Annotated in this window: 18 protein-coding genes; 7 read left to right on the top strand and 11 right to left on the bottom strand. The window is 62.7% G+C overall.

The annotated features are described in order from the left end of the window. Nucleotides 1–103 precede the first annotated feature (103 nt). Complete coding sequence (locus tag C4N04_RS16890) at nt 104–1,264, top strand: hypothetical protein (protein ID WP_077990049.1); 1,161 nt, start codon at nt 104–106, stop codon at nt 1,262–1,264. A 103-nt stretch (nt 1,265–1,367) separates the two neighbouring features. On the opposite strand, the gene C4N04_RS16885 is transcribed toward C4N04_RS16890, so the two are convergent. Further along, nucleotides 1,368–2,192 (bottom strand): RNA methyltransferase, encoded by an 825-nt coding sequence (locus C4N04_RS16885; RefSeq protein WP_077990048.1) that lies wholly within the window; start codon nt 2,190–2,192, stop codon nt 1,368–1,370. 7 nt (nt 2,193–2,199) lie between these two features. Further along, the gene (locus C4N04_RS16880) at nt 2,200–2,583 is read right to left on the bottom strand and encodes a hypothetical protein (protein WP_077990047.1); all 384 of its coding nucleotides are present in this window, start codon (nt 2,581–2,583) and stop codon (nt 2,200–2,202) included. A 41-nt stretch (nt 2,584–2,624) separates the two neighbouring features. Here C4N04_RS16880 and C4N04_RS16875 point away from each other — a divergent pair, with 41 nt between their 5' ends. Both C4N04_RS16875 and rpoH read left to right on the top strand, forming a co-directional pair. After that, on the top strand, nt 2,625–3,650 hold the full coding sequence (locus C4N04_RS16875; RefSeq protein ID WP_077990046.1) for an RluA family pseudouridine synthase: 1,026 nt from the start codon (nt 2,625–2,627) through the stop codon (nt 3,648–3,650). Between the two features lie 191 nt (nt 3,651–3,841). Continuing rightward, entirely contained in the window at nt 3,842–4,750 is a 909-nt protein-coding gene (gene rpoH, locus C4N04_RS16870) for an RNA polymerase sigma factor RpoH (RefSeq protein WP_012484996.1), read from the top strand. Between the two features lie 339 nt (nt 4,751–5,089). Here rpoH and C4N04_RS16865 read toward each other — a convergent pair whose 3' ends face one another. Both C4N04_RS16865 and C4N04_RS16860 read right to left on the bottom strand, forming a co-directional pair. Then, nucleotides 5,090–7,615, bottom strand: coding sequence for a hypothetical protein (locus C4N04_RS16865; protein WP_086156353.1), 2,526 nt, complete (start codon nt 7,613–7,615; stop codon nt 5,090–5,092). A gap of 61 nt (nt 7,616–7,676) precedes the next feature. Further along, a complete protein-coding gene (locus C4N04_RS16860; RefSeq protein WP_064684793.1) occupies nt 7,677–8,975 on the bottom strand; it encodes an adenylosuccinate synthase in 1,299 nt (432 codons plus the stop codon). 192 nt (nt 8,976–9,167) lie between these two features. Here C4N04_RS16860 and C4N04_RS16855 point away from each other — a divergent pair, with 192 nt between their 5' ends. Then, a complete protein-coding gene (locus tag C4N04_RS16855; RefSeq protein ID WP_077994906.1) occupies nt 9,168–10,085 on the top strand; it encodes a DMT family transporter in 918 nt (305 codons plus the stop codon). On the opposite strand, the gene C4N04_RS16850 is transcribed toward C4N04_RS16855, so the two are convergent. From C4N04_RS16850 to C4N04_RS16825, 6 genes are all read right to left on the bottom strand, one after another. After that, complete coding sequence (locus C4N04_RS16850; RefSeq protein ID WP_077994859.1) at nt 10,082–10,930, bottom strand: GNAT family N-acetyltransferase; 849 nt, start codon at nt 10,928–10,930, stop codon at nt 10,082–10,084. The two genes, C4N04_RS16855 and C4N04_RS16850, sit on opposite strands and share 4 nt — an antisense overlap. A gap of 304 nt (nt 10,931–11,234) precedes the next feature. Next, a complete protein-coding gene (locus tag C4N04_RS16845; RefSeq protein WP_077994860.1) occupies nt 11,235–13,025 on the bottom strand; it encodes a GGDEF domain-containing phosphodiesterase in 1,791 nt (596 codons plus the stop codon). Nucleotides 13,026–13,184: 159 nt separating this feature from the next. Then, entirely contained in the window at nt 13,185–14,969 is a 1,785-nt protein-coding gene (locus C4N04_RS16840) for an IlvD/Edd family dehydratase (protein WP_077994861.1), read from the bottom strand. Nucleotides 14,970–15,257: 288 nt separating this feature from the next. Then, entirely contained in the window at nt 15,258–18,458 is a 3,201-nt protein-coding gene (locus C4N04_RS16835; RefSeq protein ID WP_096763789.1) for a multidrug efflux RND transporter permease subunit, read from the bottom strand. 115 nt (nt 18,459–18,573) lie between these two features. Continuing rightward, nucleotides 18,574–19,764, bottom strand: a complete 1,191-nt coding sequence (locus C4N04_RS16830; RefSeq protein WP_038690899.1) for an efflux RND transporter periplasmic adaptor subunit — start codon at nt 19,762–19,764, stop codon at nt 18,574–18,576. Between the two features lie 46 nt (nt 19,765–19,810). Beyond that, nucleotides 19,811–20,626 (bottom strand): alpha/beta hydrolase fold domain-containing protein, encoded by an 816-nt coding sequence (locus C4N04_RS16825; RefSeq protein ID WP_038690900.1) that lies wholly within the window; start codon nt 20,624–20,626, stop codon nt 19,811–19,813. 163 nt (nt 20,627–20,789) lie between these two features. On the opposite strand from C4N04_RS16825, the gene C4N04_RS16820 reads away from it, so the two are divergent. After that, nucleotides 20,790–21,701 (top strand): LysR family transcriptional regulator, encoded by a 912-nt coding sequence (locus C4N04_RS16820; protein WP_038690901.1) that lies wholly within the window; start codon nt 20,790–20,792, stop codon nt 21,699–21,701. Nucleotides 21,702–21,931: 230 nt separating this feature from the next. Here C4N04_RS16820 and C4N04_RS16815 read toward each other — a convergent pair whose 3' ends face one another. Continuing rightward, nucleotides 21,932–22,675: an SDR family oxidoreductase gene (locus tag C4N04_RS16815; RefSeq protein ID WP_106796572.1), complete on the bottom strand. Its 744-nt coding sequence runs from the start codon at nt 22,673–22,675 to the stop codon at nt 21,932–21,934. Between the two features lie 118 nt (nt 22,676–22,793). Here C4N04_RS16815 and C4N04_RS16810 point away from each other — a divergent pair, with 118 nt between their 5' ends. Both C4N04_RS16810 and C4N04_RS16805 read left to right on the top strand, forming a co-directional pair. Then, entirely contained in the window at nt 22,794–23,702 is a 909-nt protein-coding gene (locus C4N04_RS16810; protein WP_106796571.1) for a LysR family transcriptional regulator, read from the top strand. A 37-nt stretch (nt 23,703–23,739) separates the two neighbouring features. Next, nucleotides 23,740–24,054: a hypothetical protein gene (locus C4N04_RS16805; protein WP_106796570.1), complete on the top strand. Its 315-nt coding sequence runs from the start codon at nt 23,740–23,742 to the stop codon at nt 24,052–24,054. The last annotated feature ends 9 nt before the right edge of the window (nt 24,055–24,063 follow it).

Below are 24,063 nucleotides of genomic sequence, written 5' to 3'. Positions count from 1 at the left end.
ATGCGTGCTTAATCATCACGGATGACCCGGAATAGGACGCCGAACGCGTAATCGGTTTTCGGATGTCAAGTTCCGCCCAACGAAGAACGGGATTGGCCCCGCCGTGATCGAATACGCTCTCTTGTTCGGATTGGGCTTCCTGACCGCGGCCTTCCTCGTCTTTCTGGTTTCGCCGGCCGTACACCGCCGCATCGTCTGGTATACCGAAAACCGGCTGAAAGCGACGATGCCGCTGAGCCCGCAAGAGGTCCGCGCCCAGAAAGATATGGTGCGCGCCCTTTATGCCGCCGAAAACGCGCGCACCACCCAGGACCTTTTGCGTGAACGCGAAAAATCCTTCTCGCTCCAGCTGCGGCACGATGCCCTTGCCGTCGATGCCGGCAGGCTTGCCGCCGATATCGGTGAATTGCAGGCCCAGATCGGCGAGATGCATGTCGAGGCGGCCGAGCAGCGCTCGCACCTGCGCAAGGATGAGAACTATATCAGCCAGTTGAAGACCAATCTGCATATTGCCGAGCAATCCGCTGCCAACAAGGAGAGCGAACTGGCGGCAATGCGGACGCGGCTGAGCAAGCTCAGCGAACAAACCGATGGGCTGAGAATTGATCTGGCCGCGCGTGAAACAGAGGCCGAAAGCCTGAAATTCCGCGCAAACGCTCTGCGAGACGAACGCGACACATTGCGCCAGGACGTCACCCTGCTGCAGAAGCGGGCCAAAGATGCCGAGCAGAAACTGACACAGCAACAGCATATGGTGATCCGCCTGGAAGATAAGGCCGCGCGTGAGAGCGCTTCCGCCGCCGAGAAGGAAACCCTGCTCGCCCGCCGTCAGCAGGAAATCGCCAAGCTGAAGGAGCAGTTGAAAGCCGCCAATGCCGAGATCCGCAAGATCAACCGGGTGCTGCGCGACGCAGGCCTTGCCAAAATGGCGGCTGACCTGCCGGCGGAACTGACGGCCGAAGACACAGCCGCGTCCATGCTCGATACCGCCGCAATGGCGGCTGAGATGGGCGAGGATGTCCGCAAGCGCAGCGCCGCCCTTGCCGAGCGCCTGCAGAAGGCAAAGTCCGTCGCCGGACGTGATGGTGCGATCCGCGAGGAGATCGCCTCGATCGCCGCCAATATGGTGGCGCTGACCGCACTCAACGAAGGCCCTTCCTCGCCGATCCGCACGCTGCTGCCGGATGCCGGGACCAAGAACCCGAACGACCGCGTCAGCCTTGCCGACAGGGCGGCCGCCATCATCGCCAATCCGGTGCGTTAAAGCATGTCGCGCAAAACTGTGCAGCCGTTTGCGACAACGACATGCGAGATAATAAAAGACCCAAAGCGGGGAGCGAATCTGAAGATCGCGACTGCTTTAGGGGTCAGATCCGACCCATGGCCGAGGCCATGGAAAACAACGCGATCCCCGTCGCCGTCGCCGCATTGAGGCTATCGAGCTCGTCCGATTGCGGGATGCGCGCGCTCTGAAAGCGGGCCAGCAGCGCTGCCGGCAAGCCCTCCCCCTCGGTGCCGACGACGAGCGCCATGCGTGCCGCCGCCGGAATGGCGCGAATGTCCGTTTTCCCATGCGGCGAAAGCGTCCAGATGGCAAAACCCCGTTCGGCGAGTGCAAGGAGCAGATCCAGCGCCTTGCCGCCGCGCCGGTGCGGAACGCTCAGCACCGATCCGACCGAGACACGCAGCGCTTTGCGATAAAGAGGATCACAGGAGGTTTCGTCGAGCAGCACGGCATCTGCCCGGAAGGCGGCGGCGTTGCGGAACATCGAGCCAGCATTGTCGTGATTGGAAATGCCGCAGCCGACGAGGACTAGCGCCCGTTCCGGCAGGGCGTCAAGAAGCGCTGCCTCGTCACGCTCCTCCCGCCGGCCAAGTGCGAGCACGCCGCGATGCAGATGGAAACCGACAATGCCCTCGAGCGCGTCGGCCTCGGCGACATAGACAGGCACGTCGGCGGGAAACCGGTCCAGGATCGGCAGGATGCCCTCGACACGGTTGCGCAGCAGCAGGATCTTTTCGGCGCGAAAGCCGCGGCCTTGCGCATGCGCCTCGGCGAGCATTCTAAGCACGACGGTACCCTCGGCGATGAAGCGGTTTTCCCGCCCGGTCAGATCGCGCTCGCGGATGTCGCGGAATTCCGCGACGCGCGGATCGTCGGCTTTGGCGATGGCGATCGGGGGAGCGGCCATGCCGGGCTCAATTGCCCGTGACGGTCAGCTCAGCGACGGAGCGGCCGCTCCGGAGATCGAAGATCAGCGCCTTGGCCTTGCCCTCGACGGTCTCGCCGTAAAACAGGATCTGCCCCGCCGAGAACGAGGTCGACTGCACCTTGAAACCCAGCGGCAGCGAAACGGTCGCCGCAAGCGGCGCCTCCGCGGGCACACCGGAGGCAGCGGCAGCCGGAGCCGTGTCCTTCGGCTCGCGCATCGTCTTGTAGACAACCGCACCGAAGACCGCCATAAGGCTCACGAACATGATGGCGCCGGAAACGATCTGCAGGCGGACCATCTTGCGCCGGACACTTTCCATCGCCGGATCAAGGGGCTTCTCTTCCTGGTCGTCTGGCTCGATTGCTGTCATCTGTGCGTCCCGTTCTAAGAATACGTCGGAGAAGAAGCGTCTTGAGCGACCCCTTTAAACAAGCAGTTGGCATTAGAAAAGTCCTGACCGCCGATGAAACCGCCGAAGGCCGGCTCGACGCCTGGCTGACGGCGCAGGTCGGCGAGGATTTTTCCCGCAGCCGTATCAAGGCACTGATCAAGGACGGCCTGGTTTCCATGCGGGGCGTACCCGTCACCGATCCGCAGCGCAAGGTGCGCGTCGGCGACAGTTTCGAGATCACCCTGCCCGAACCGGAAGACCCGACGCCTCAGGGCGAGGATATCCCGCTCGATATCCTTCATGAGGACGACGACATCATCGTCATATCGAAACCTGCCGGCCTGGTCGTCCATCCCGGCCCCGGCAATTGGACCGGAACGCTGGTCAATGCGCTGATCTATCATTGCGGCGATACGCTCTCCGGCATCGGCGGCGTTCGCCGCCCCGGCATCGTCCACCGTCTCGACAAGGACACGACAGGCGTCATGGTGGTCGCCAAGAACGACGTTGCCCATCGCCACCTCTCGCTTCAGTTTGCCGACCATGGCCGCACTATGCCGCTGGAGCGTGCCTATCAGGCGATCGTCTGGGGCCGGCCCCGGTCGCTGACAGGCACGGTCGACGCGCCGCTTGGCCGCGCCACCGGCGATCGTACCCGCCGCGCCGTCAAGCGCCCCGACAGCCATGATGCCGACGAGGCGATCACCCATTACGAGGTGATCGAGCGCTTTCATGAATCCCCGGACGCGACGGCGCTCGCCTCGCTGGTCGAATGCCGCCTCGAAACCGGCCGCACCCATCAGATCCGTGTGCACATGGCCCATATCGGCCACCCGCTGCTCGGCGACACGGTCTACGGCGCCGGCTTCAGGACCAAGGCCAATCTGCTGCCCGAAGAGATCCGCAAGGTGGTCAACGGGTTCGACCGCCAGGCGCTGCATGCCTTCATGTTGCAATTCGAGCATCCCCGCAGCGGCGAACTCATGCATTTCGAGGTACCGCTGCCGGAGGACATGGTGGAACTTGTCGAGGCCTTGCGGAGTTAGAGGGGACCGCGGAATTCCGCCTCCCCCGTCTCACACCTGCGTGAGCGGCGCCTTGAACCGCCGTTTCGCCATACTTATCTGTATATCGACTTAGTGCGGGCTTGGGTAGAAAGCCGCACGTCCCGGTTTGCCTTTTCGACGCGGGGACGCGTTTTCATCGGGAACCGGAATTCACTTTAGGAGGGTGCACTATGGCCCGAAATACCTTGCCGTCCATTACCGCCGGCGAAGCCGGCCTCAATCGTTATCTCGACGAAATCCGCAAATTTCCGATGCTCGAGCCGCAGCAGGAATATATGCTGGCCAAGCGTTATGCCGAGCACGGCGACCGCGACGCCGCCCACAAGCTCGTCACCAGCCATCTCCGCCTCGTCGCGAAGATCGCCATGGGTTATCGCGGCTACGGCCTGCCGATCGGGGAAGTCGTCTCCGAAGGCAATGTCGGCCTGATGCAGGCTGTCAAGAAATTCGATCCGGAGCGCGGCTTCCGCCTCGCCACCTATGCCATGTGGTGGATCAAGGCCTCGATACAGGAATATATCCTGCGCTCGTGGTCGCTGGTGAAGATGGGGACGACCGCGAACCAGAAGCGCCTGTTCTTCAACCTACGTCGGCTGAAGGGCCGCATTCAGGCGATCGACGATGGCGACCTGAAGCCGGAGCACGTATCGGAAATCGCCACCAAGTTGAACGTCTCGGAGGAGGAGGTCATTTCGATGAACCGCCGCCTCTCCGGTGACGCCTCGCTGAACGCGCCGATCAAGGCCGCCGAAGGCGACAGCGGTCAATGGCAGGACTGGCTTGTGGACGATCACGACAGCCAGGAAGACGTTCTGATCGAACAGGACGAACTCGAAACCCGCCGGCGTATGCTGAGCAAAGCAATGAGCGTGCTGAACGAACGCGAGCGCCGAATCTTCGAGGCTCGCCGCCTCGCCGAGGAGCCGGTGACCCTGGAAGACCTGTCGGCCGAATTCGACATCAGCCGCGAACGCGTCCGCCAGATCGAGGTTCGCGCCTTCGAGAAGGTGCAGGATGCTGTCCGCAAGGAAGCCCTGGAACGCGCCAAAGCCGTCCGCGTCGTCGAAGCCACGGCCTGATAAGGCTGATTTGAGAACTGCAGCGCCACCTCCCGATCGGAGGTGGCGTTTTTTGTTTCTACGGAGAGTGCTTGGGGAAGGACGTTGCGGCACGTCCTCTTCTCCCCAGCGGGGAGAAGATGCCAGCAGGCAGATGAGGGGGATGAGCGGCAAAGCCGCGAATGCACGTAGCGGAAGCGGAGGGCAACATGAAGGGCGTGCCATGCGGCCCCCTCATCCGACCCTTCGGGCCACCTTCTCCCCGCTGGGGAGAAGAGAGGGAGCCAAGCCGTTTTCTTTATTTCCGAAGATGATGCTTTCAACAAGGACGAGACGCTGCCACGGCCAGTGGCAGCTGCCTCACTGGCTAGTCGAGACATCCCCGAGCGCGGTCCATTCCTTGATGGCGGTATTGAAGGCATCCGTTCCCGTGCCGCCCTTCTCCATCGTCAGCAGCGCGCGGCGGCCGTTGCGGTAGGTGATCGGGATATCGATCCAGTTGCGGGTCGACATCAGGTCGAGATTGGCCTTGCGCGCATCGGGATAATCGTTGAGCGCGATCATGTGGAAATCGTCGGTGATCTTGGCCGGAACCGCAATCAGCGCGTCGCCGCGATCCTGTTCCGTGCGTTTCATCGAGATGCGCTGGACGCTTTCGATGCTGCCGCCCTCGAAGTTCGGCGGCACCGAGAAGACGATCTCGACGAGATGGCTTGCCGGCAGCGACGGATCGGAGTTGCGCTTGAACGTGACGAGGGCCGAGAGATTGCGCTCGGGAACCGTGACGTTGCCCTGCACCGTCGCTTCCTGCCTTCCACCCTGGCCGGCCTCGTGCTGCACGCTCCAGACGACCGTTCCCTCGATCGCCGTCGGCGAACTCTGGCCGATGCGCTCCTCGTAAAGGAACATCTTTTCCGACGACCCAACCGGGGCGGCCTGCTGCGGCGATGCCGCAGGACCGTTCGGCGTCAGCGTTCCCGGCCGGACGGCATCACCTTGCGCGCTGGCAGCCGGCGCATCCGCAGCCGCGACATTCTGCTCGGCCACCGATTTCCCCTCGGCGGTCGGCGTTCCCGGCACGGCCGCCGGGCCGCTGTCGACTTCGGTTCCATCGGAAAGCAGTCGCTGGGTGAATTTGGAATTGGCCGCAGCGCCGTCATTGTTCAATGACGCCACTTGCTGGTTCGGCTGTGCCGGTGCCGCTGGCGCTGGCGCGTTCTGCGCTTCCGGCGCGGCTGGCTGGCCTGGCGTCGGCGTGCTCGGCTGAGCCGGCGTTTCGGAGCCCGCCGGCGTCATTGCCGCCTCGTTCCTCGTGGACTGCGAAGGCGCCGAGCTGACAAGCCCATCGACCATCGCCACCAGCGCCTCTCTGTTCATCCAGCCGGCATAGGCGCCGCCGCCGATCAGAATAAGCGCGAAGATGAGGGTGATCACCGTGCCGATGCCGAAGCGACGCCGCTTCGGCTCCATGCGGAAATTCTTGCCCTGCAACTTGGCGGCGACGATCTGATCGATATCCATTGCTGGATTGGCATCGTCATCGTCGGCGGCGACCGAGCCGCGCCGGTCATAACCGCGTAGTGCCTTGGCTTCGCGCCATGCCTCGTTCGGCGCGCCGGCAGCCGGCGCGGCCTTGCCATCGTGCACTTCGGCAAAGATATCGACATCGTCGAAATGCGAGGCAACCGGCGTCTTCTTGTTGCTGCCGGCTTCGATCGGCGGCAGATCGTCGAAGGCGGCCGTTTCCCAGGAGAAGCTTTCCTTTGCAGCCGGCATGACGGCCGCGGGCGCTATCTTTTCGAGGCTTGATATCACCTCTTCGAAGGCGCGCGCCGAAGTGTCGGCGGCGACAGGAGCCGTTTCCGAATATTGCCGGAGTTCCTCTTCGGCCCATTCGGTCTCGGCATCCTTCGGCGCTGGAGCCGGTGTTTCGGCAGCCGGCTCTCTCCAGACCGGGTCGAAATGCGCAGCCGCATCCGCCTGCAGCGGCTCCTCGCGGCTGTGCTCCACGAATTCCTGCGCACGATTGAAATCGGCGACCGGCTCGACCAACCGGTTGGACGCGTGCTCAATGCCGCGCGTGGCCGGCTGGAAAGATTCGATGGGCTCGTAAGCGGCCTCGCCATTTGGTTCGTGGCTTTCCAGCGTAGCCGGTTCGGCCGCAACCTCGTCGGCATCCGCCGCGTTCTGCTCGTCGGCGCGATCGTCACCAGCCTCCGCATAGCCATGTCCGGCAGGCTGCGGTTCGAAGCCGTCATGTTCAGACGCCACTTCCTCGGCAGCGACATCACGCGCCTCACCGGCACGCCATTCCTCGGCCGGCGCCTCCTCCTCATGGGAGGGATGCCAGTATGACTGGACGGGCGCATCCGTCTCGGCGGAGACTGCTGTTGGCACGGATTCGGGTGCAGCGGGCTCGGGTTCTACAAGCTCTGCTTCCGCAGGCTGCGGCTCCTCGGCCACGCCCTCTTCCGGAGCTTGCTCGTGTGCACCGGCTTCAACGGGCTCGGTTTGCTCGACGACCTCTTCTGCCGGCGGCTCTGCCTCGACTGCATCAACCGGCTCGTCGACGGCCGGCTGAGACACAGGCGCCGGTTCGCTTTCACCGTGAGCCGCGTGTTCCTCGACGGGCTCCGGCGCGGCGACGGCCTCACTCGCCTCACCGACCGACAGCGCCTCGGAGTGTTCACCCTCCACTTCGCGGATGGCGGCCTCGAGCTTTTCGAGCTGGCGTTGCAGCATGGCTTCCGGCGGACGCGGCTTCATGTTCTCGAGCTGCCGCTGCACTGCGCCGCGAGCACGTTCGTAGACCTTTACCCGCATCTCGGGGGTATTTTCGGCCAGGCCGTCGACGGCCCGCCGAATGACTGCAATAAAATCCGCCATCAGTACTTTCTCAAGAAGTCCGGTATTCTCCCGAACCTAGCCTCCGCAGTGACCGGTGACCTTAATCCTCAAACGGATCGGTCACAAGTATCGTGTCGTCCCGCTCCGGGCTGGTGGACAGGAGCGCGACAGGTGCCCCGATCAGCTCTTCGACTTGGCGAACATACTTGATCGCCTGCGCCGGAAGATCCGCCCAACTGCGGGCGCCGACGGTCGATTCCTTCCACCCCTCGAGCGTGATATAGATCGGTTCGACCCTAGCTTGCGCTCCCTGGCTTGCGGGAAGATGATCAATCTGTTCGCCGTCGAGCATATAGCCGACGCAGATCTTCAGTTCCTCGAGGCCGTCGAGCACATCGAGCTTGGTGAGCGCAATGCCGGTGATGCCGTTGGTGGCGACCGACTGGCGAACCAGCGCGGCGTCGAACCAGCCGCAGCGGCGCTTGCGCCCTGTCACGGTACCGAACTCATGCCCCTTCTCGCCGAGGAACTGGCCGATTTCATCAGTGAGCTCGGTTGGGAACGGGCCTTCGCCGACACGTGTCGTGTAGGCCTTGGTGATGCCGAGGATATAGCCCAGCGATCCCGGTCCCATGCCGGAACCGGCCGCGGCCTGGCCGGCCACCGTGTTCGAGGAGGTCACAAAAGGATAGGTGCCGTGATCGATGTCGAGCAGGCTGCCCTGTGCGCCTTCGAAGAGGATGCGGGCGCCCTTGCGACGCTCCTTGTCGAGGAAAAGCCAGACGGTGTCGCGGAACGGCAGCACACGGTCGGCGATGGAGGTGAGCTCCTCCATGATCGCCTCGTGGCTCACTTCGGCAACTCCGAGGCCGCGGCGAAGTGCGTTGTGATGTGTGAGGATTCGGTCGACCTTGCCGGAAAGGCTGTCGAGATCGGCAAGATCCATGACACGGATGGCGCGGCGGCCGACTTTGTCTTCATAGGCCGGGCCAATGCCGCGGCGCGTCGTTCCGATCTTGGTGCCGCTGTTGGAGGCCGCATCTTCGCGCATCGCGTCGAGTTCGCGGTGCAGCGACAGGATGAGCGTCGCATTGTCGGCGATGCGCAGATTGTCAGGCGTCACGCTCACACCCTGGGCCTCCAGCCGACCAATCTCGGCGATCAGCGCGTGCGGGTCGACGACGACGCCGTTGCCGATCACCGCCATCTTGCCCGGACGCACGACGCCGGACGGCAGCAGCGAGAGCTTGTAGCTCGTGCCGTCGATGACGAGCGTATGGCCGGCATTGTGGCCGCCCTGATAGCGCACGACGATATCCGCGCGTTCCGAAAGCCAATCGACAATCTTGCCTTTGCCTTCGTCACCCCATTGCGAACCGACCACGACTACGTTCGTCATCTAACTCTTCCTGTTACCGGCGCGGAACCGCGCACCTGCTCAAACCCGCGCATCTATAAAGCTTTGTTTTTGGGAAAGCGACCCTGTTGTCACAGGCGATTGGGCTTTTTACGTGACAAAACAGCAGTCGGCAGGCTATTTCCCCTGGGAAAACGCCGCTTGTTGATCACCAAAAGACGAGAAAGAACGCTCTTGCAAGCCACGGCCTATATTTGCCTCGTCATCGCCACCCTCTGCTGGGGCGGCAACTCCGTCGCCGGCAAGCTCGCGGTCGGCCATGTCAGCCCGATGATGCTGACCTTCCTGCGCTGGTTCCTTGCCGTTGCGATGATCGCCCTGATCTCGGTGCCGCAACTCAAGAAGGACTGGCCGGTCGCCAGGAAAAACCTGCCGCTGCTGCTTTGCTACGGCGCCATCGGCTACACCCTCTTCAATGCCATGCTTTACTCGGCGGTACAGTATACGACGGCAATCAATGTCGCCATCGAGCAGGCCGGCATTCCCATGCTGATCTTCCTGCTGAATTTCGTTTTCTTCCGCACGGGCATTTCGTTGGCGCAATGCTTCGGCTTCGCAATGACTTTGGTGGGCGTGGCTCTGACAGCAGCGCATGGCGACCTCGCCACGCTGCTGCAGCTGCAGCTCAACCGGGGCGACGGGTTGATGCTGATCGCCATCGTCGCCTATTCGCTCTACACGATCTTCCTGCGCTGGAAACCGCCGGTCGACTGGCGAACGCTGATGGCCTTCCCGGCCGTTGCCGCCATGCTGACATCGCTGCCGCTGCTCCTCTGGGAGGCAGGCCGGGGCGCGGCGCAATGGCCCGATCAGGCCGGCTGGGGCATCACTCTCTACACGGCGATCTTCCCCTCGCTGCTGGCGCAGATTCTTTACATCAAGGGCGTCGAGGCGATCGGCGCCAACCGGGCCAGCCTGTTCATCAATCTCGTGCCGGTATTCGGAACCCTGCTCTCGGTCGCCTTGGTCGGCGAGACGCTGCAGTCCTTCCATATGGTCGCGCTGGCCTTGACGCTCGGCGGTATCGCCATCGCCGAAAAAGGCCGTCCGAAAGCTTCGGCTCCAACGGCGCCCGCCTCACCGGTGGATTAGCCAAGCTCCAGGGTCGTCACGCCGAAGACGTGTTTCAGCGGGGTGGCGGGGGCCGGCCCGCGATACATGCGCATGGTCTCGAACACCGGCTGAAGGCCCATGCCTTCAGCAAGGGCGATCGCCTCGCGGTTTTCTGCGGGAATATCGATGAAGACTGTTGCCCCTTTCGCCTCCGGGACCAGTTCGGCAAGCAGCGCCGCGGCGCTATCGGCATCATTGGCAAAGAGCGGGCCGATCTTGTAGCCCTCATAGCAGCGGCGGATCGTGCCGTAGCCACGGATTTTATGGCTCTTCCGTACGACGGCGGTACGCCGTCCCTTGCGGCCGGTACACCAGGCGGCAAGGAAGGTTTCCCGCGGCTGCGGGAAGATCGCCGAATCATAACGCAGCAGCCCTTCCAGGCGCGAATCCAGCACCGGCTGCGCAACGAGCGTCGAGGCCGGCAGGGCGCTGGCGACGCCGCCATATCGAATGGTGAGATAAGCGGGTTCGAAGCCGGCCCTGCGGTAGTTCTGCTGCTGCGCGGCGACGCCGTCGAGACCGATCGTCCGGCCCTCCGCCGTAGCGATCCCCGTTTGCCAGATCGCTTTGCCGTAACCCTTGCCACGGAAATCGGGGTGGACGATGTAGAGGCCGAGAAAGGCAAAGCTGTCGCCGTATTTGACGACCGAGATCGAGCCGACAGGGACTTCGCCGATGGAGCCGACGAAAAACCCGGACGGATCAGCCTCGAGGAATGCAAGCGAATCGTCGAGGCCGGGATTCCATCCCTCCTGACGCGCCCATTCGAGCACGAGCTCCAATTCGCCGGGCCGCATCGAACGAACGGCAAATTCCGAATTCATGCGATCTTCCCAGATTGATGTCCCGCAAGTCCATCCCGCCAACAGCAAAGCAATTGTCAGATCACGGCTTCCCGTTCGCGCTTGCGAATGATGGAGGAACAGCGCCGATGGTCTTGACGCTGCGTATAATCATTTCCGATGCAATGCAGTAAGCTTCGTTTCCGCATTACCATGAAACAATGCCGTTGCAAGCTCAAGAAAATTACTTGGCGCCTGATTATCTTCCTGCCGGCGCGAATAAAATCCCGCGCCGAAATCTGCTCGTTCACCTCGTCTTGAAGACGAGGAGCGGTTCGGCTGGATATCAGCCGCCTATCGCTGCCTTCTGCTTTTCGGCTCCACTCGTGAGCGGCGAGAACAGCCGTTCTGTCTCGGCCGCCGGCGCCGGGTAACCAAAAGCATAACCCTGCAAACCGTCGCAGCCAAGCTGCGCCAGCACGGTGGCATGCGACTCGGTTTCAATGCCCTCGGCGATCACCTCGACATCGAGCGCCTTGGCGATTTCGACGATCGAACCGATCACCCGCCGCTGCTCCTGCGAGCTGACGACCTCGGCAACGAGTTGCCGGTCGATCTTCAGTCGCTTCGGCCGCAGCTTGACGAGACCGATAAGCGAGGCGTGGCCCGATCCGAAATCGTCGATTTCGATGTCGATGCCCAGCCGTTTGATATCATCGACATGATCGAGCAGCGTCTCTTCACTGTCGTCGAGGAAAATCGTCTCGACCAGCTCGAAGACGATTGCGCCGGGCGGAATGTCGAGTGTTTTTAGCTTGCGGAGCAGCGCCGGGTCGGCAAGGCGCGACGCCGAAATGTTGACGGCAATGCGCGGAACCGCAAGGCCGCGTAACTGCCAGAACTGCCGGTCCTCGAGAACACGTTTCAAGATCGCCGCATCGATCTCAGCCGCAAGCCCGTGCTCGTCGGCGATCTTCAGAAATACGCCCGGGGCGAGCACGCCCTTGTCCGGATGTTTCCAGCGCGCCAACGCCTCGAAGCCGATAACCTGCCGTGTTCTGGCAGAGAGTTGCACCTGATAATAAGGAATGATCTCGCCGCGCTCCAGCCCGAGCTTCAGCTCTTCGACCAAGCGACGCTTGGATCGCAGATCCTCCTGCAGTTGCCGCGTGAAGAATTCGATGCGGTTTCGCCCGAGCTGCTTGGCGTGGTAAAGCGCCACGTCGGATTCGGCCAGCAGGTTGCGCACCCGCCGATCGGCGCTCCACGATACGCCGATCGAAGCCCCGGATTGCAGCATCTCCTGGCCGTAGCGGATCTTTTTCCGCAGCCGCCGCTGAACATCTTCGGTGATCAGTTTCAGCTCGGCGAGATCGGTGAAATTGACCAGCACGACGACGAAGTCGTCGCCGCCAACGCGGGCAACCATGCCGTTTGCGGGTATTGCGGCGGCGAGGCGAAGGGCTGCGGCCTTGAGCACGGCGTCGCCGGCCGCATGGCCGTGGCTGTCGTTGATCTGCTTGAATTGATCGATATCGAGATGCAGCACGCCAAGCGTCGCGACGCTCCTGTCGGCCGGCAGCTCCGCCAGCCGCTTGTCGAGAAGGCGCCGGTTCGGCAAGCCGGTGAGATAATCGTGATCGGCGACATGCTCGATACGCGCATTGCTTTCCTCGAGCGCCAGCGCTCTCGCCTCGGCCATCATCTTCTGCCGTGCAAGCTCGGCGTTGAGCTGTACGTCGGCTGTCACATCCCACTCGGCGCCGATGAAGGAGGGCGCCCCCTCCGCATCCACATAAAAATGCGCTCGCGAGCGAAGATGCCGGATTTCGCCGCTCGGCAGCACGATTCGGAATTGCGAGTCATAGGCGCCGCGCGCAGCGATGGCCTGCTCGAAATCACGTTCGGCCCGCTCTCGATCGTCGGGATGGATCGCGTTCGCCCAGAACCATACCGGCACTTGCCGACATGTCTCGCCGGTCTCGTAGAGCCGGTGCATCTGTGCGTCCCATAAGATCCCGTCCTTTGCGATGCTATGCTCCCAGACACCGATCCGGGATGCGTCGAGAGCGAGTTCGAGCCGGCGCAGAAGATCCTGAAACTCTTGTTCGGATCGTGTGGCTTCATTTTCTGGCAACACGGCCTCGGCCTTAGAAGACTTGCGTCATTGCAATATGGTCTTCGGCCGGCATTAAGGAAGCCTTGCCCTATGGACCGAACAAATGACGAGGTGAAATCTTCGTTACGGCTTTCCCCTTTTGGATCAACGGACTTGCGATCTGCCGCAGCTTCGGGATCAGTGATTATGCCTCGGTGGTCTTTTCGCGATCTGGCGGAAGTCCGCTGCCCCTTCCAGAACAGCGCCATCGACCAGCTGCGTGACGGAACGGCGGTAGATTTGCTGCCACGGCGTCGCATCCGCCGGCACCGGTGGAATGCCCTCGCCCTTGCGCCGTTCGATCTCGGCGCCATCCACCAGCATGTCGCAGCGCCCGTGGTTGAAGTCGATGCAGATCGTGTCGCCGCTGCGAAGCCAGGCCAGGCCGCCGCCGGCAGCGCTCTCCGGCGAAGCGTTGAGGATCGAGGGGCTGTCCGCCGTGCCCGACTGACGGCCGTCGCCGATCGTCGGCAGGCTACGGATGCCGCGCTTCAGAAGATGATCCGGCGGCTGCATGTTCACAACCTCGGCCGACCCCGGCCAGCCGAGCGGCCCGGCGCCGCGGATCACCAAGATCGTATTCTCGTCGATGCCGAGGGCGGGATCGTTGATGCGACGGTGATAATCTTCCGAGCCGTCGAAGACGACCGCCTTACCCTCAAAGACGCCTTCTCGCCCGGGCTCCTGGAGATAGCGCCGACGGAAATCCTCTGAAACCACACTCATCTTCATGATGGCGAAGTCGAAGAGATTGCCCTTGAGAACGAGGAAACCGGCGCGCTCCTTCAGCGGGTCGTCGAACCGCCGGATGACCTCGCGGTCGCTGGCCTCCCGCCCCTTCAGGTTCTCGGCCATCGTCCTACCCGTCACCGTGCGACAGTCGCCGTCGAGTTTTCCGGCCTGCAGCAGCTCCCACATGATCGCCGGGGTGCCGCCGGCGCGGTGATATCGCTCGCCGAGATAGGCGCCGGCCGGTTGGACATTGGCCAGCAGCGGGATATCGAAGCCATGCACCTGCCAGTCGTCGGGATAAAGTTCAACACCGGCATGCTTGGCCATGGCCGCCAGATGCGGCTGTGCATTGGTCGAGCCGCCGATCGCCGAATTGGTACGGATGGCATTGAGGAACGCCGCCCGCGTCAGGATATCCGACGGCTTCAGGTCCTCGAACACGATCTCGACGGCCCGCCGCCCGGTGCGGTAGGCCATCTGGCCGCGCTCGCGATAAGCAGCCGGAATGGCGCCGCACCCGGTCAGCGACAGGCCGAGCGCTTCGGCCAGCGCATTCATCGTCGAAGCGGTGCCCATCGTGTTGCAGTGGCCGACGGAAGGAGCCGAATCGAGCGCCGCCTGCAGAAACTCCTCCCGGTCGATTTCGCCTGCCGCATATTTCCGCCGCATCCGCCAGATCACCGTGCCGGAGCCCGCCAGTTCCCCCTCGTGCCAGCCGTCGAGCATCGGCCCGCCGGAGAGCACGATCGCCGGAATATCGACCGTCGACGCAGCCATGATCGCCGAAGGCGTGGTCTTGTCGCAGCCGGTGGTCAGCACCACACCATCGAGCGGGTAGCCGTAGAGGATTTCGACGAGACCGAGATAGGCGAGATTGCGGTCGAGTCCGGCCGTCGGGCGCTTGCAGTTCTCGAAGATCGGATGTGTCGGAAATTCGATCGGAATGCCGCCGGCATCTCGAATGCCGTCGCGCACGCGCTTGGCGAGTTCGATATGCACGCGATTGCAGGGCGTAAGATCGCTGCCGCTCTGGGCAATCCCGATGACCGGCTTGCCGGAGCGTAGCTCTTCCGGCGTGATGCCGTAATTCATGAAACGCTCGAGGTAGAGCGCTGCCATATCGATATGATCGGGATTGTCGAACCAATCCTGCGAACGCAGGCGGCGTGTCTTCGTTTGGCTGTCCGTCATTACCATCCTCCCGATCGGCCACACTTCTCTTCGAAGTCGAGAAGCGGGGGCCTTCCGCCCGTACCACCATCTTCCGCAAGCGCTCCGGCCTTCGGCGTTGCGTATCCAGATGGCGGAGGTAAGGCCGCGCCGCTCCTCCCAGCTGCTATCCGTCTTTGATAGTCTCCTCGGCCATGGTTGCAACCGTTTTGATGCACGTAAAGCATTTTTGTCGGATGGCCGAAAAACGATACGGGCGAGAACCGAAGTTCCCGCCCGATTTACTCGACAAAGGAAGGTTGAATTGCGTTATTCGGCAGCGAGCCGGATGACTTCGGCCTCTTCCTCCTTGTGCTCGTCCGGCTTGTGCTGGACGAGCGGACGGTTGCCCGTCATCCGGCGCAACAGCACGTAGAAGACAGGCGTCATGAAGATGCCGAACAACGTCACGCCGATCATGCCGGAGAAGACCGCGACACCCATGGCTGCACGCATTTCCGCACCGGCGCCTGTGGAGACGACGAGCGGCACGACGCCCATGATGAAGGCCATGGAGGTCATGAGGATCGGGCGAAGGCGCAGACGGCTGGCCTCGACCGCTGCCTCGCGCGGCGTTCTGCCTTCGAACTCCAGTTCGCGGGCGAATTCGACGATGAGGATCGCGTTCTTCGCCGAGAGGCCGACAAGGACGACTAGGCCGATCTGAGTGAAGATGTTGTTGTCTCCACCGGTGAGCCAGACGCCCGTCAAGGCCGCCAGCACGCCCATCGGCACGATCATGATGATCGCAAGCGGCAGCGTCAAGCTTTCATACTGGGCGGCGAGCACCAGGAAGACGAGCAGCAGCGCCAGCGGGAAGACCACCACGCTCGAATTGCCGGCCAGGATCTGCTGATAGGTCAAATCCGTCCATTCGAAGTCGATGCCGGCAGGCAGGGTCTCGCGAAGGATCTTCTCGATTGCCGCCTGGGCCTGGCCGGAGGAGAAGCCCGGCGCCGGACCGCCGTTGATATCGGCGGCAAGGAAGCCGTTGTAACGGTTGGCGCGTTCCGGACCGGTGCTTGGCTCGACCTTCAACAGGGCAGAAAGCGGGATCATCTCACCCGATGCCGAACGGACCTTCAACTGGCCGATATCTTCCGGCTGGGCGCGGAATTTCGCATCGGCCTGCACACGGACGCTGTAGGTGCGGCCGAAGGCGTTGAAGTCGTTCACATAGAGCGAACCGAGATAGATCTGCAGCGTCTGGAAGACGTCGGTGACGGAAACTCCGAGCTGCTCGGCCTTGGCGCGGTCGAGATCGGCATAGAGCTGCGGCACGTTGATCTGGAAGCTGGAGAACAGCCCGGCAAGTTCGGGCGTCTGATAGGCCTTGGCAAGCACCGCCTTGGTCGCCTCGTCGAGCGCCTGGTTGCCGAGACCGGCGCGATCCTCGATCTGCAGCTTGAAACCGCCCGTCGTGCCGAGACCGTTGACCGGCGGCGGCGGGAACATGGCGATGAAGGCGTCCTGGATGGCGCCGAACTTTTGGTTCAGCGTCATGGCGATGGCGCCGCCCGAGAGATCGGGCGTCTTGCGCTCCTCGAAGTCCTTCAGCGTCACGAAGACGATGCCGGCATTCGAAGAATTGGTGAAGCCGTTGATCGACAGGCCCGGAAAGGCGATCGCATTGGCAACGCCCGGCTGGGCGAGAGCAATGTCGGTCATCCGTTTGATCACATCTTCGGTGCGGTCGAGGCTGGCGGCATCCGGCAGCTGGGCAAAGCCGATCAGATACTGCTTGTCCTGCGACGGCACGAAGCCGCCCGGGACAGTGGTGAACATGCTGTAGGTCGCGCCGACCAGCGCCAGATAGACCACCATGACGATGCTCTTGCGCGACACCAGCCCGCCCACACCCTTGCCGTAGGCATTCGAACCGGCGCCGAAGACACGGTTGAAGCCGCGGAAGAACCAGCCGAAAATGGCGTCCATGAACCGCGTCAGCCAATCCTTCGGCGCATGGTGACCCTTCAAGAGAAGGGCTGCGAGCGCCGGAGAAAGGGTGAGCGAGTTGAAGGCGGAGATGACGGTCGAGATCGCGATCGTCAGCGCGAACTGGCGATAGAACTGACCCGACAGGCCGGAGATGAAGGCGAGCGGCACGAAGACCGCGACAAGGACCAGCGCGATCGCCACTATCGGGCCGGAGACCTCCTTCATCGCCTTGTAGGTGGCCGCCCGCGGCGACAGCCCATGCTCGATATTGCGTTCGACGTTTTCGACCACGACGATCGCGTCGTCGACGACGATGCCGATCGCCAGCACCAGACCAAACAGACTAAGCGCGTTGATCGAGAAGCCGAAGACATACATGACCGCGAAGGTGCCGATGATCGAGACCGGAACCGCGATCAGCGGAATGATCGAGGCGCGCCATGTCTGCAGGAACAGGATGACGACAAGGACGACGAGCGCGACAGCTTCGAGCAGCGTATCGATGACCTTCTCGATCGAGGCGCGCACGAATTTCGTCGTATCGTAGACGATCTCGTATTTGACGCCGTCAGGCATGGCCAGCTGCAGCTGGTCCATGGTCGCGCGCACATTGTCGGCGATCTCGATCGCGTTCGAACCGGGCGCCTGAAGAACGGCGACGGCAACAGCCGGCTTGCCGTCGAGCAGCGAGCGCAGCGTATAGTCGGCGGCGCCGAGCTCGATGCGGGCGATATCGCGAAGGCGGGTGATCTCGCCGTTGGCGCCCGTCTTCACGATGATGTTGCCGAACTCTTCGGGCGTGCGCAGACGGCCCTGAGCATTGACGTTGAGCTGAAGATCGACGCCCGGCTGGCTGGGCGACGCGCCGATGATGCCGGCGGCGGCCTGGACGTTCTGCGAGCTGATGGCGTTGCTGATATCGCTGGCGGCGAGATCATGCTCGGCGGCCTTCTGCGGATCGATCCAGACGCGCATCGAATAGTCGCCGGCCCCGAAAACCTGCACCTGGCCGACGCCCGGAATGCGGGCGAGCCGGTCCTTGACGTTGAGGGTCGCGTAGTTGCGCAGATAGGTGATGTCGTGACTGTTTCCGTCGGAGACGAGGTTGACGACCATGATGAAGTCGGGCGAGCTCTTGACCGTGGTGATGCCCAGCGCGCGGACTTCCGCCGGCAGGCGCGGCTCGGCTTGCGAAACGCGGTTCTGTACGAGCTGCTGCGCCTTGTCGGGATCGGTGCCGAGCTTGAAGGTGACGGTCACGTTGAGCACGCCGTCCGACGTCGCCTGGCTCGACATGTAGAGCATGTCCTCGACGCCATTGATCTGCTCTTCGAGCGGTGTCGCCACCGTTTCGGCAATGACGCTCGGATTGGCGCCGGGATAGGTGGCGCGCACGACGACCGACGGCGGCACGACGTTGGGATATTCGGAAATCGGCAGCGCCCTCAGGCCGATCAGACCGGCGACCACGATGAGGACCGAAAGGACGCCGGCAAAAACCGGGCGGTCGACAAAGAATCTGGAGATGTTCATATCAAAGCCCTCTCCGGGGTGAACATGGATGCGAAGTCCCTCTCCGGCGGCTGGGAGCCGCCGGCGGGTGAAATCAATTCGGCTATTGACCTTCCCCCACAGGGAAAGGCGCAAATTACTGAGCGGTCGCGACCTTCTCTTCCATCTGCGGAATGACGACGGCGCCAGGACGAATGCGCTGCAGACCGTTGACGACGATCTTCTCGCCGGCGCTCAGGCCGCTTTCGACCACCCGCTGACCGTCAGACAGCGTGCCGAGCTGGACCTGCCGGTAGGCGACCTTGTTCTCGCCGTCGACGATGAAGACGAACTTCTTGTCCTGGTCGGTGCCGACAGCACGGTCGCTGATGACGATCTTGTTCTCAGCCTTCGGCTGGCCCATGCGCACCCGCACGAACTGGCCGGGGATCAGACGCCCGCCCGGATTGTCGAAGACGGCGCGCACGCTGATCGTGCCGCTTGATGCATCGACCTCATTGTCGATCAGTTGCAGCTTGCCCTTGATCGGGGTGCCATCATCCGCGAGCGTGCCGATTTCGACCGGGATCTGTTCGACCGGCGGCAGGGCGCCGTCCGTCTGCGGCAGCTGGGCAAGGGCGCGCGTCACCATTTCCTCGCTGGCATTGAAGCTCGCATAGATCGGATCGACCGAAACCAGCGTCGTCAGTTCAGGCGAAGCCGAGCCGGCCGCAACCAGGTTGCCCGTGGTCACCTCGATCTTGCCGATGCGGCCCGAAACCGGCGCCCGCACCTCAGTGTAATCGAGATCGAGCTGAGCCGACTGCAGAGCGGCCTGCGCCGAACGCAGCCCCGCCTGCGCCTCGGCCAGCGCGCTTTGACGCTGATCGAGATCGCTCTGGGAGATGGTGCGGTTGTCGGAAAGCCTGCGGCCGCGATCGAGCTCGGTCTGCGCCAGGCTGACCTTGGCTTCAGCCGAAGCGACCTGGCCCTGCGCCTGCGCCACGCTCGCCTGGTAAGGAGCCGGGTCGATGGTGAACAGCAGGTCGCCCTGCTTGACCAGCGCACCTTCACGGAAGGCCACCGACAGGATGGCGCCGGCGACGCGGGAACGAACCTGGACACGGTCGACGGCTTCGAGGCGGCCGGAGAAATTTTCCCATGCCGTTACGTCGCGCGCCGCGACGACGGCAACCGTCACCGGCACGGCGGGAGGCTGCGCCGGCGCGGAAGCGGCCGTGGCGGTCGTGCTCATCGGCAGTTCGAAAAACAATGCAGCGCCGGAAACCGACGCAATAAGACCCATGCCGGCGCCCACCAGGGCCCAGCGCTTGCTTCTGGACGTCATCAGTACTCTCCTTACGGCCCCAAGCCGCTCAAATATCAGATCTTCTTCAATGCAATTGCGGTTGGACGCTTACGTCCTGAAGGAAACTTCCGAAGTGGCGGCTGACGTGTTCCTGCCAATCGGGCGCTTCCCCGGATTTCCCACCATAAATCGAGGGCCAGCCCGTCCCGGCGGGAAGGACATGCTGGCGCACACCGACGCCGGCCTTCTTCAGGCGGGCACCGTAACCAATTGTTTCGTCGTGCAGAGGATCGTCCTCGGCGGTGAAGATCAGCGCAGGGGCGACGCCTGAAAGACGCGAACAGAGGCAAGGTGCCGCGTAAGGGTGGCAACCGCCGCCGCTTAAGTAATGGCTCCAGCCCTCAGTCCAGCGTTGCCGCATGCCGATGGCTTCCGCTTTGCGGATAGAGGAGGTGCCCATGAAGGGATCAAGCAATGGCGAAATCAGCACCTGGCCGTCGAGCGCGTCGGGCAGCTGGTCGCGCGCTTTCAGCGCCACACCGGCGGCGACATTGCCGCCTGCCTCCTCACCGGCAACGAATAACAGCGACTTGCGGTCGCCAAGACCGGCAGCGCGCTTGTTGGCGAGATAGGTAAAAACGGAAAAGGAAACTTCCAACACTTGCGGAAACAGGTTGCCGGACAGGCTGCTGTAATCGACGGCGGCGACGATGGCGCCTGATTTGGCGAGGCTGATCGCCACCGGCCGGTCGACATTTGTCTCCCGATCTAGAAACGCGCCGCCATGCAGGTAAAGCACGATCGGCGGCCCTTTGCCGTAATCGGCGCCCTGGTAGATGCGTGCGGAAACGGGGCCGATGGCCACCTTGTCCAGCATCATATCTTTCCATTCCACCGTCATGGTTCCGGCCTTTGTACGCATCGCCACTGACAGACAACGCTGTCGCTTGCATTTTGTACAAAAAAGATATTGTTATTCAGAACAGGGAATAAGAAGTGATATCGCGATTACACTGTTCCAATTCTCGAATAATGGTGCAACGCAAACTGCGGACTTGAAACCGATGGATCAGCTTTCGGCAATGCGTGTCTTCATCCGCGTGGTGGAGACGGGCAATTTCACCCGCGCCGCCGACATGCTCGCCATGCCCAAGGCGACGGTGACCAATCTTATCCAGGGCCTGGAGGCGCATCTGCGCACCAAGCTTCTGAACCGTACCACGCGCCGGGTGATGGTGACCACGGACGGCGCGCTTTATTACGAACGCGCCGCGCAGCTTATCTCCGAACTGGAGGAACTCGACGGCAGCCTCTCCAATTCGCAGAGCCTGCCGAGCGGGCGGCTGCGCGTCGAGATGAGCGGCGCCTTTGCTGATGCGATCGTCGTCCCGGCGCTGTGCGACTTTTATCAGCGCTATCCCGATATCCGTCTGGACCTCGGCGTCAGCGACCGCACGGTGGATTATCTGGTCGAAAATGTCGATTGCGCGCTGCGGGCCGGCACGCCCACCGACCAGTCGCTGATCGCCCGGCGCGTCTCGGAGATGGAGCTCATCACCTGCGCTTCGCCAAGTTACATCCAGAAATTCGGCATGCCCGAACGCCCTGAAGATCTGGAGGCCGCACACTACTCGGTCAATTATTTCCGCGCTCAGAACAACCGGACGCTGCCCTTCGAATTTCGCAGGGACAACGAGACGATCGAGACCAACCCGCGCTACATCGCCTCCGTCAACGACAGCCGCACCTATCTGACCGCGGCACTGACGGGGCTTGGCGTCGCGCAGGTGCCGACCTTCATGGTGCGCGAACCGATGCGGCGGGGCGAACTCGTCCGCGTGCTGCCGGAATGGCGCCGCGATCCGATCCCGCTCTATGTCGTCTATCCGCCGAACCGTCACCTCAGCAACAAGGTCCGCGTCTTCGTCGACTGGCTGGTGAAGCTTCTGGTCGAGGCCAGGCTGAACGACTATTGAGCGGCAAAACAGATACGGCCCGGAAGGCAGGGGAACCTTCGACGGGCCGCAATATTTTGAACATCGGGCCTGTCGCGCCGCAGAGCGGCGCGGCAGGCTCTGGAGGTTCGGAAGAGAGCGTCAGGGAACTCCACTCTCTCGCGATAAATCCGTTATAAGCACTCTCCATAAAATTGTAAGAGGAAAAACTCACAAGCGCCGTTCACATAATCGCGATGAGGTCGGCCTGGTCAGACCATGCCGCCATTGGCGCGCAGCGTCTGGCCATTGATCCAGCCGCCGTCCGGGCCGGCGAGGAAGGCGACTGACGAGGCGATGTCCTCGGGCGTGGCGAGGCGCTCCAGCGGGTTCATCTTCGCCATGCGGACGACGAGTTCTTGCGATTTGCCGTCGAGAAAAAGATCGGTGGCGACAGGACCGGGCGCAATCGCATTGACGGTAATATTGCGGCCGCGCATTTCCTTGGCCATGATCGCCGTTAGCGTCTCGACGGCCGCCTTGGTCGCGGCGTAGACGCCGTAGGTTTCAAGCTTCAGCCCGACGACCGAAGTCGAGAAATTGATGACCCGGCCGCCGTCGCGCAAACGCTTGGCCGCTTCCCTCAGCGTGTTGAAGGTGCCCTTGAGATTGACATCGATCTGCCGGTCGAAGTTCTCATCGTCAGCCTCGGCGAGCGACGAGAGCATCATGATGCCGGCATTGTTGACGAGCACGTCGATGCCACCGAAAGCGGCTTCCGCGGCATCGAACATGCGGCGCACGGCGTCCGCATCGCTGACATCGGCTTTCGCGGTCAGCGCCTCGCCGCCGGCCAGCTCGATCTCCCGGGCCAGTTCTTCGGCCGGCACGGCATTGCCTGAATAGTTGATGACGACGATGAAACCGTCTCTGGCGAGGCGCCTGGCAACCGCCGCGCCGATACCGCGCGAAGCGCCGGTAACCAGTGCGACCTTGCTGCTTTGGTTGGAAGCCATTGTTCTTCTCCTTCGTCTGCGCCGCAGCGGGTTTTCGATGGAAAGAAGATGCGCCTTTTGCCAGTGCGGATAATCGTGCATTCTTCGGCATCATTATCCGTGAAAGGCGAACAAACAGATGGACAGGTTCGATGCCATGCGTGTGTTCTGCCGCGTCGTTGAGCGCCGCAGCTTCACCCTTGCCGCGGAAGACACCGGCCTTCCGCGCTCGACCGTAACCGATGCGGTCAAGCAGCTCGAGGCCCGCCTCGGAGTGCGCCTGCTCCAGCGCACCACGCGCCATGTCAGACCGACGCTCGACGGCGAGGCCTATTACCAACGCTGCCTGTCGATCCTCGCCGACATCGAGGACGCCGAAGGCGCTTTTGCCGGCGCCAGACCGAAGGGACTGCTGCGCGTCGATGTGCACGGCACGCTGGCTCGGCATTTCGTGCTGCCGAGCCTGCCTTCCTTTCTCGAGACCTATCCGGAGATCGAGTTCTATATGAGCGAGGGCGATCGGCTGGTCGATCTGGTGCGCGAAGGCATCGATTGCGTGCTGCGCGTCGGTACGCCCGGGGATAGCGATATGGTCGCCCGGCGCGTCGCCATGCTCGACGAGATCACCCTCGCCTCTCCGGCCTATATCGCCGCACATGGCCTGCCGCAGCATCCGGACCGGCTAACCGGCCACCGCATGGTCGGCTTCCGCTCCAGCAGCACCGGCACTCTGCTGCCGCTCGAATTCATCGTCGACGGCGCAGTGCGCAACGTCACCATTCCCGCGACCGTCGCCGTCAACGCCGCCGAAAGCTATGTTTCCGCGGCAAGGATGGGCCTCGGCCTGATCCAGATCCCGCGCTATCACGCTGAAAGAGATCTCACTGAGGGAAGGCTGGTTCGTGTGCTCGAGGATTTTCCGCTGACCCCGACGCCGGTATCCCTGCTCTATCCCCGCAACCGCCAGCTTTCACCGCGCGTGCGCGTCTTCATCGACTGGCTGGTGAAGGTCTTCGCTCGACAAAATTCGGAAAGCGGGCATAACTAAAACACGCCTTGCTAATGTAGGCGCTTTTGGGGGAGCCATGGCACTCAGCGACATCACTGTCTACCAGACGGAAGACGGCTTCGTCGTCGAATTCGGTGGCGAGGGCGAAGACAGCATTGCCGTGACGCTGCGCAGCACGCCCGAGCTGACCTCGGAAAATGCCGTTTCGCGCGCCAAGGCCCTGGTTGCGACAGCGATTGAACCCGTCCATGGCGACGGCCCGCGCAGCAAGGATGCCAACGTGCTCGAAGAGGAACTGGAGGAAGGCCTCGAGGATTCTTTTCCGGCAAGCGACCCGGTTTCGGTCACCGTCACATCGATCCCGATGCGCGATCCGAAACCCGGCCGGTAACACCCGCTT

Origin of the sequence: Rhizobium sp. H4 (assembly GCF_003013335.1) — a bacterium.
GTDB lineage: Bacteria > Pseudomonadota > Alphaproteobacteria > Rhizobiales > Rhizobiaceae > Rhizobium > Rhizobium sophoriradicis.
This window is presented reverse-complemented; position numbering and strand designations above follow the sequence as displayed.

Bases quoted from the DNA above. Each gene is read 5' to 3' on its own strand.
- C4N04_RS16810 (WP_106796571.1), top strand. From the start codon at position 22,794: ATGGACAGGTTCGATGCCATGCGTGTGTTCTGCCGCGTCGTTGAGCGC.
- C4N04_RS16830 (WP_038690899.1), bottom strand. From the start codon at position 19,764: ATGACGTCCAGAAGCAAGCGCTGGGCCCTGGTGGGCGCCGGCATGGGT.
- C4N04_RS16820 (WP_038690901.1), top strand. From the start codon at position 20,790: ATGGATCAGCTTTCGGCAATGCGTGTCTTCATCCGCGTGGTGGAGACG.
- rpoH (WP_012484996.1), top strand. From the start codon at position 3,842: ATGGCCCGAAATACCTTGCCGTCCATTACCGCCGGCGAAGCCGGCCTC.
- C4N04_RS16825 (WP_038690900.1), bottom strand. From the start codon at position 20,626: ATGACGGTGGAATGGAAAGATATGATGCTGGACAAGGTGGCCATCGGC.
- C4N04_RS16805 (WP_106796570.1), top strand. From the start codon at position 23,740: ATGGCACTCAGCGACATCACTGTCTACCAGACGGAAGACGGCTTCGTC.
- C4N04_RS16850 (WP_077994859.1), bottom strand. From the start codon at position 10,930: ATGAATTCGGAATTTGCCGTTCGTTCGATGCGGCCCGGCGAATTGGAG.
- C4N04_RS16885 (WP_077990048.1), bottom strand. From the start codon at position 2,192: ATGGCCGCTCCCCCGATCGCCATCGCCAAAGCCGACGATCCGCGCGTC.
- C4N04_RS16880 (WP_077990047.1), bottom strand. From the start codon at position 2,583: ATGACAGCAATCGAGCCAGACGACCAGGAAGAGAAGCCCCTTGATCCG.
- C4N04_RS16865 (WP_086156353.1), bottom strand. From the start codon at position 7,615: ATGGCGGATTTTATTGCAGTCATTCGGCGGGCCGTCGACGGCCTGGCC.
- C4N04_RS16860 (WP_064684793.1), bottom strand. From the start codon at position 8,975: ATGACGAACGTAGTCGTGGTCGGTTCGCAATGGGGTGACGAAGGCAAA.
- C4N04_RS16840 (WP_077994861.1), bottom strand. From the start codon at position 14,969: ATGACGGACAGCCAAACGAAGACACGCCGCCTGCGTTCGCAGGATTGG.
- C4N04_RS16835 (WP_096763789.1), bottom strand. From the start codon at position 18,458: ATGAACATCTCCAGATTCTTTGTCGACCGCCCGGTTTTTGCCGGCGTC.
- C4N04_RS16815 (WP_106796572.1), bottom strand. From the start codon at position 22,675: ATGGCTTCCAACCAAAGCAGCAAGGTCGCACTGGTTACCGGCGCTTCG.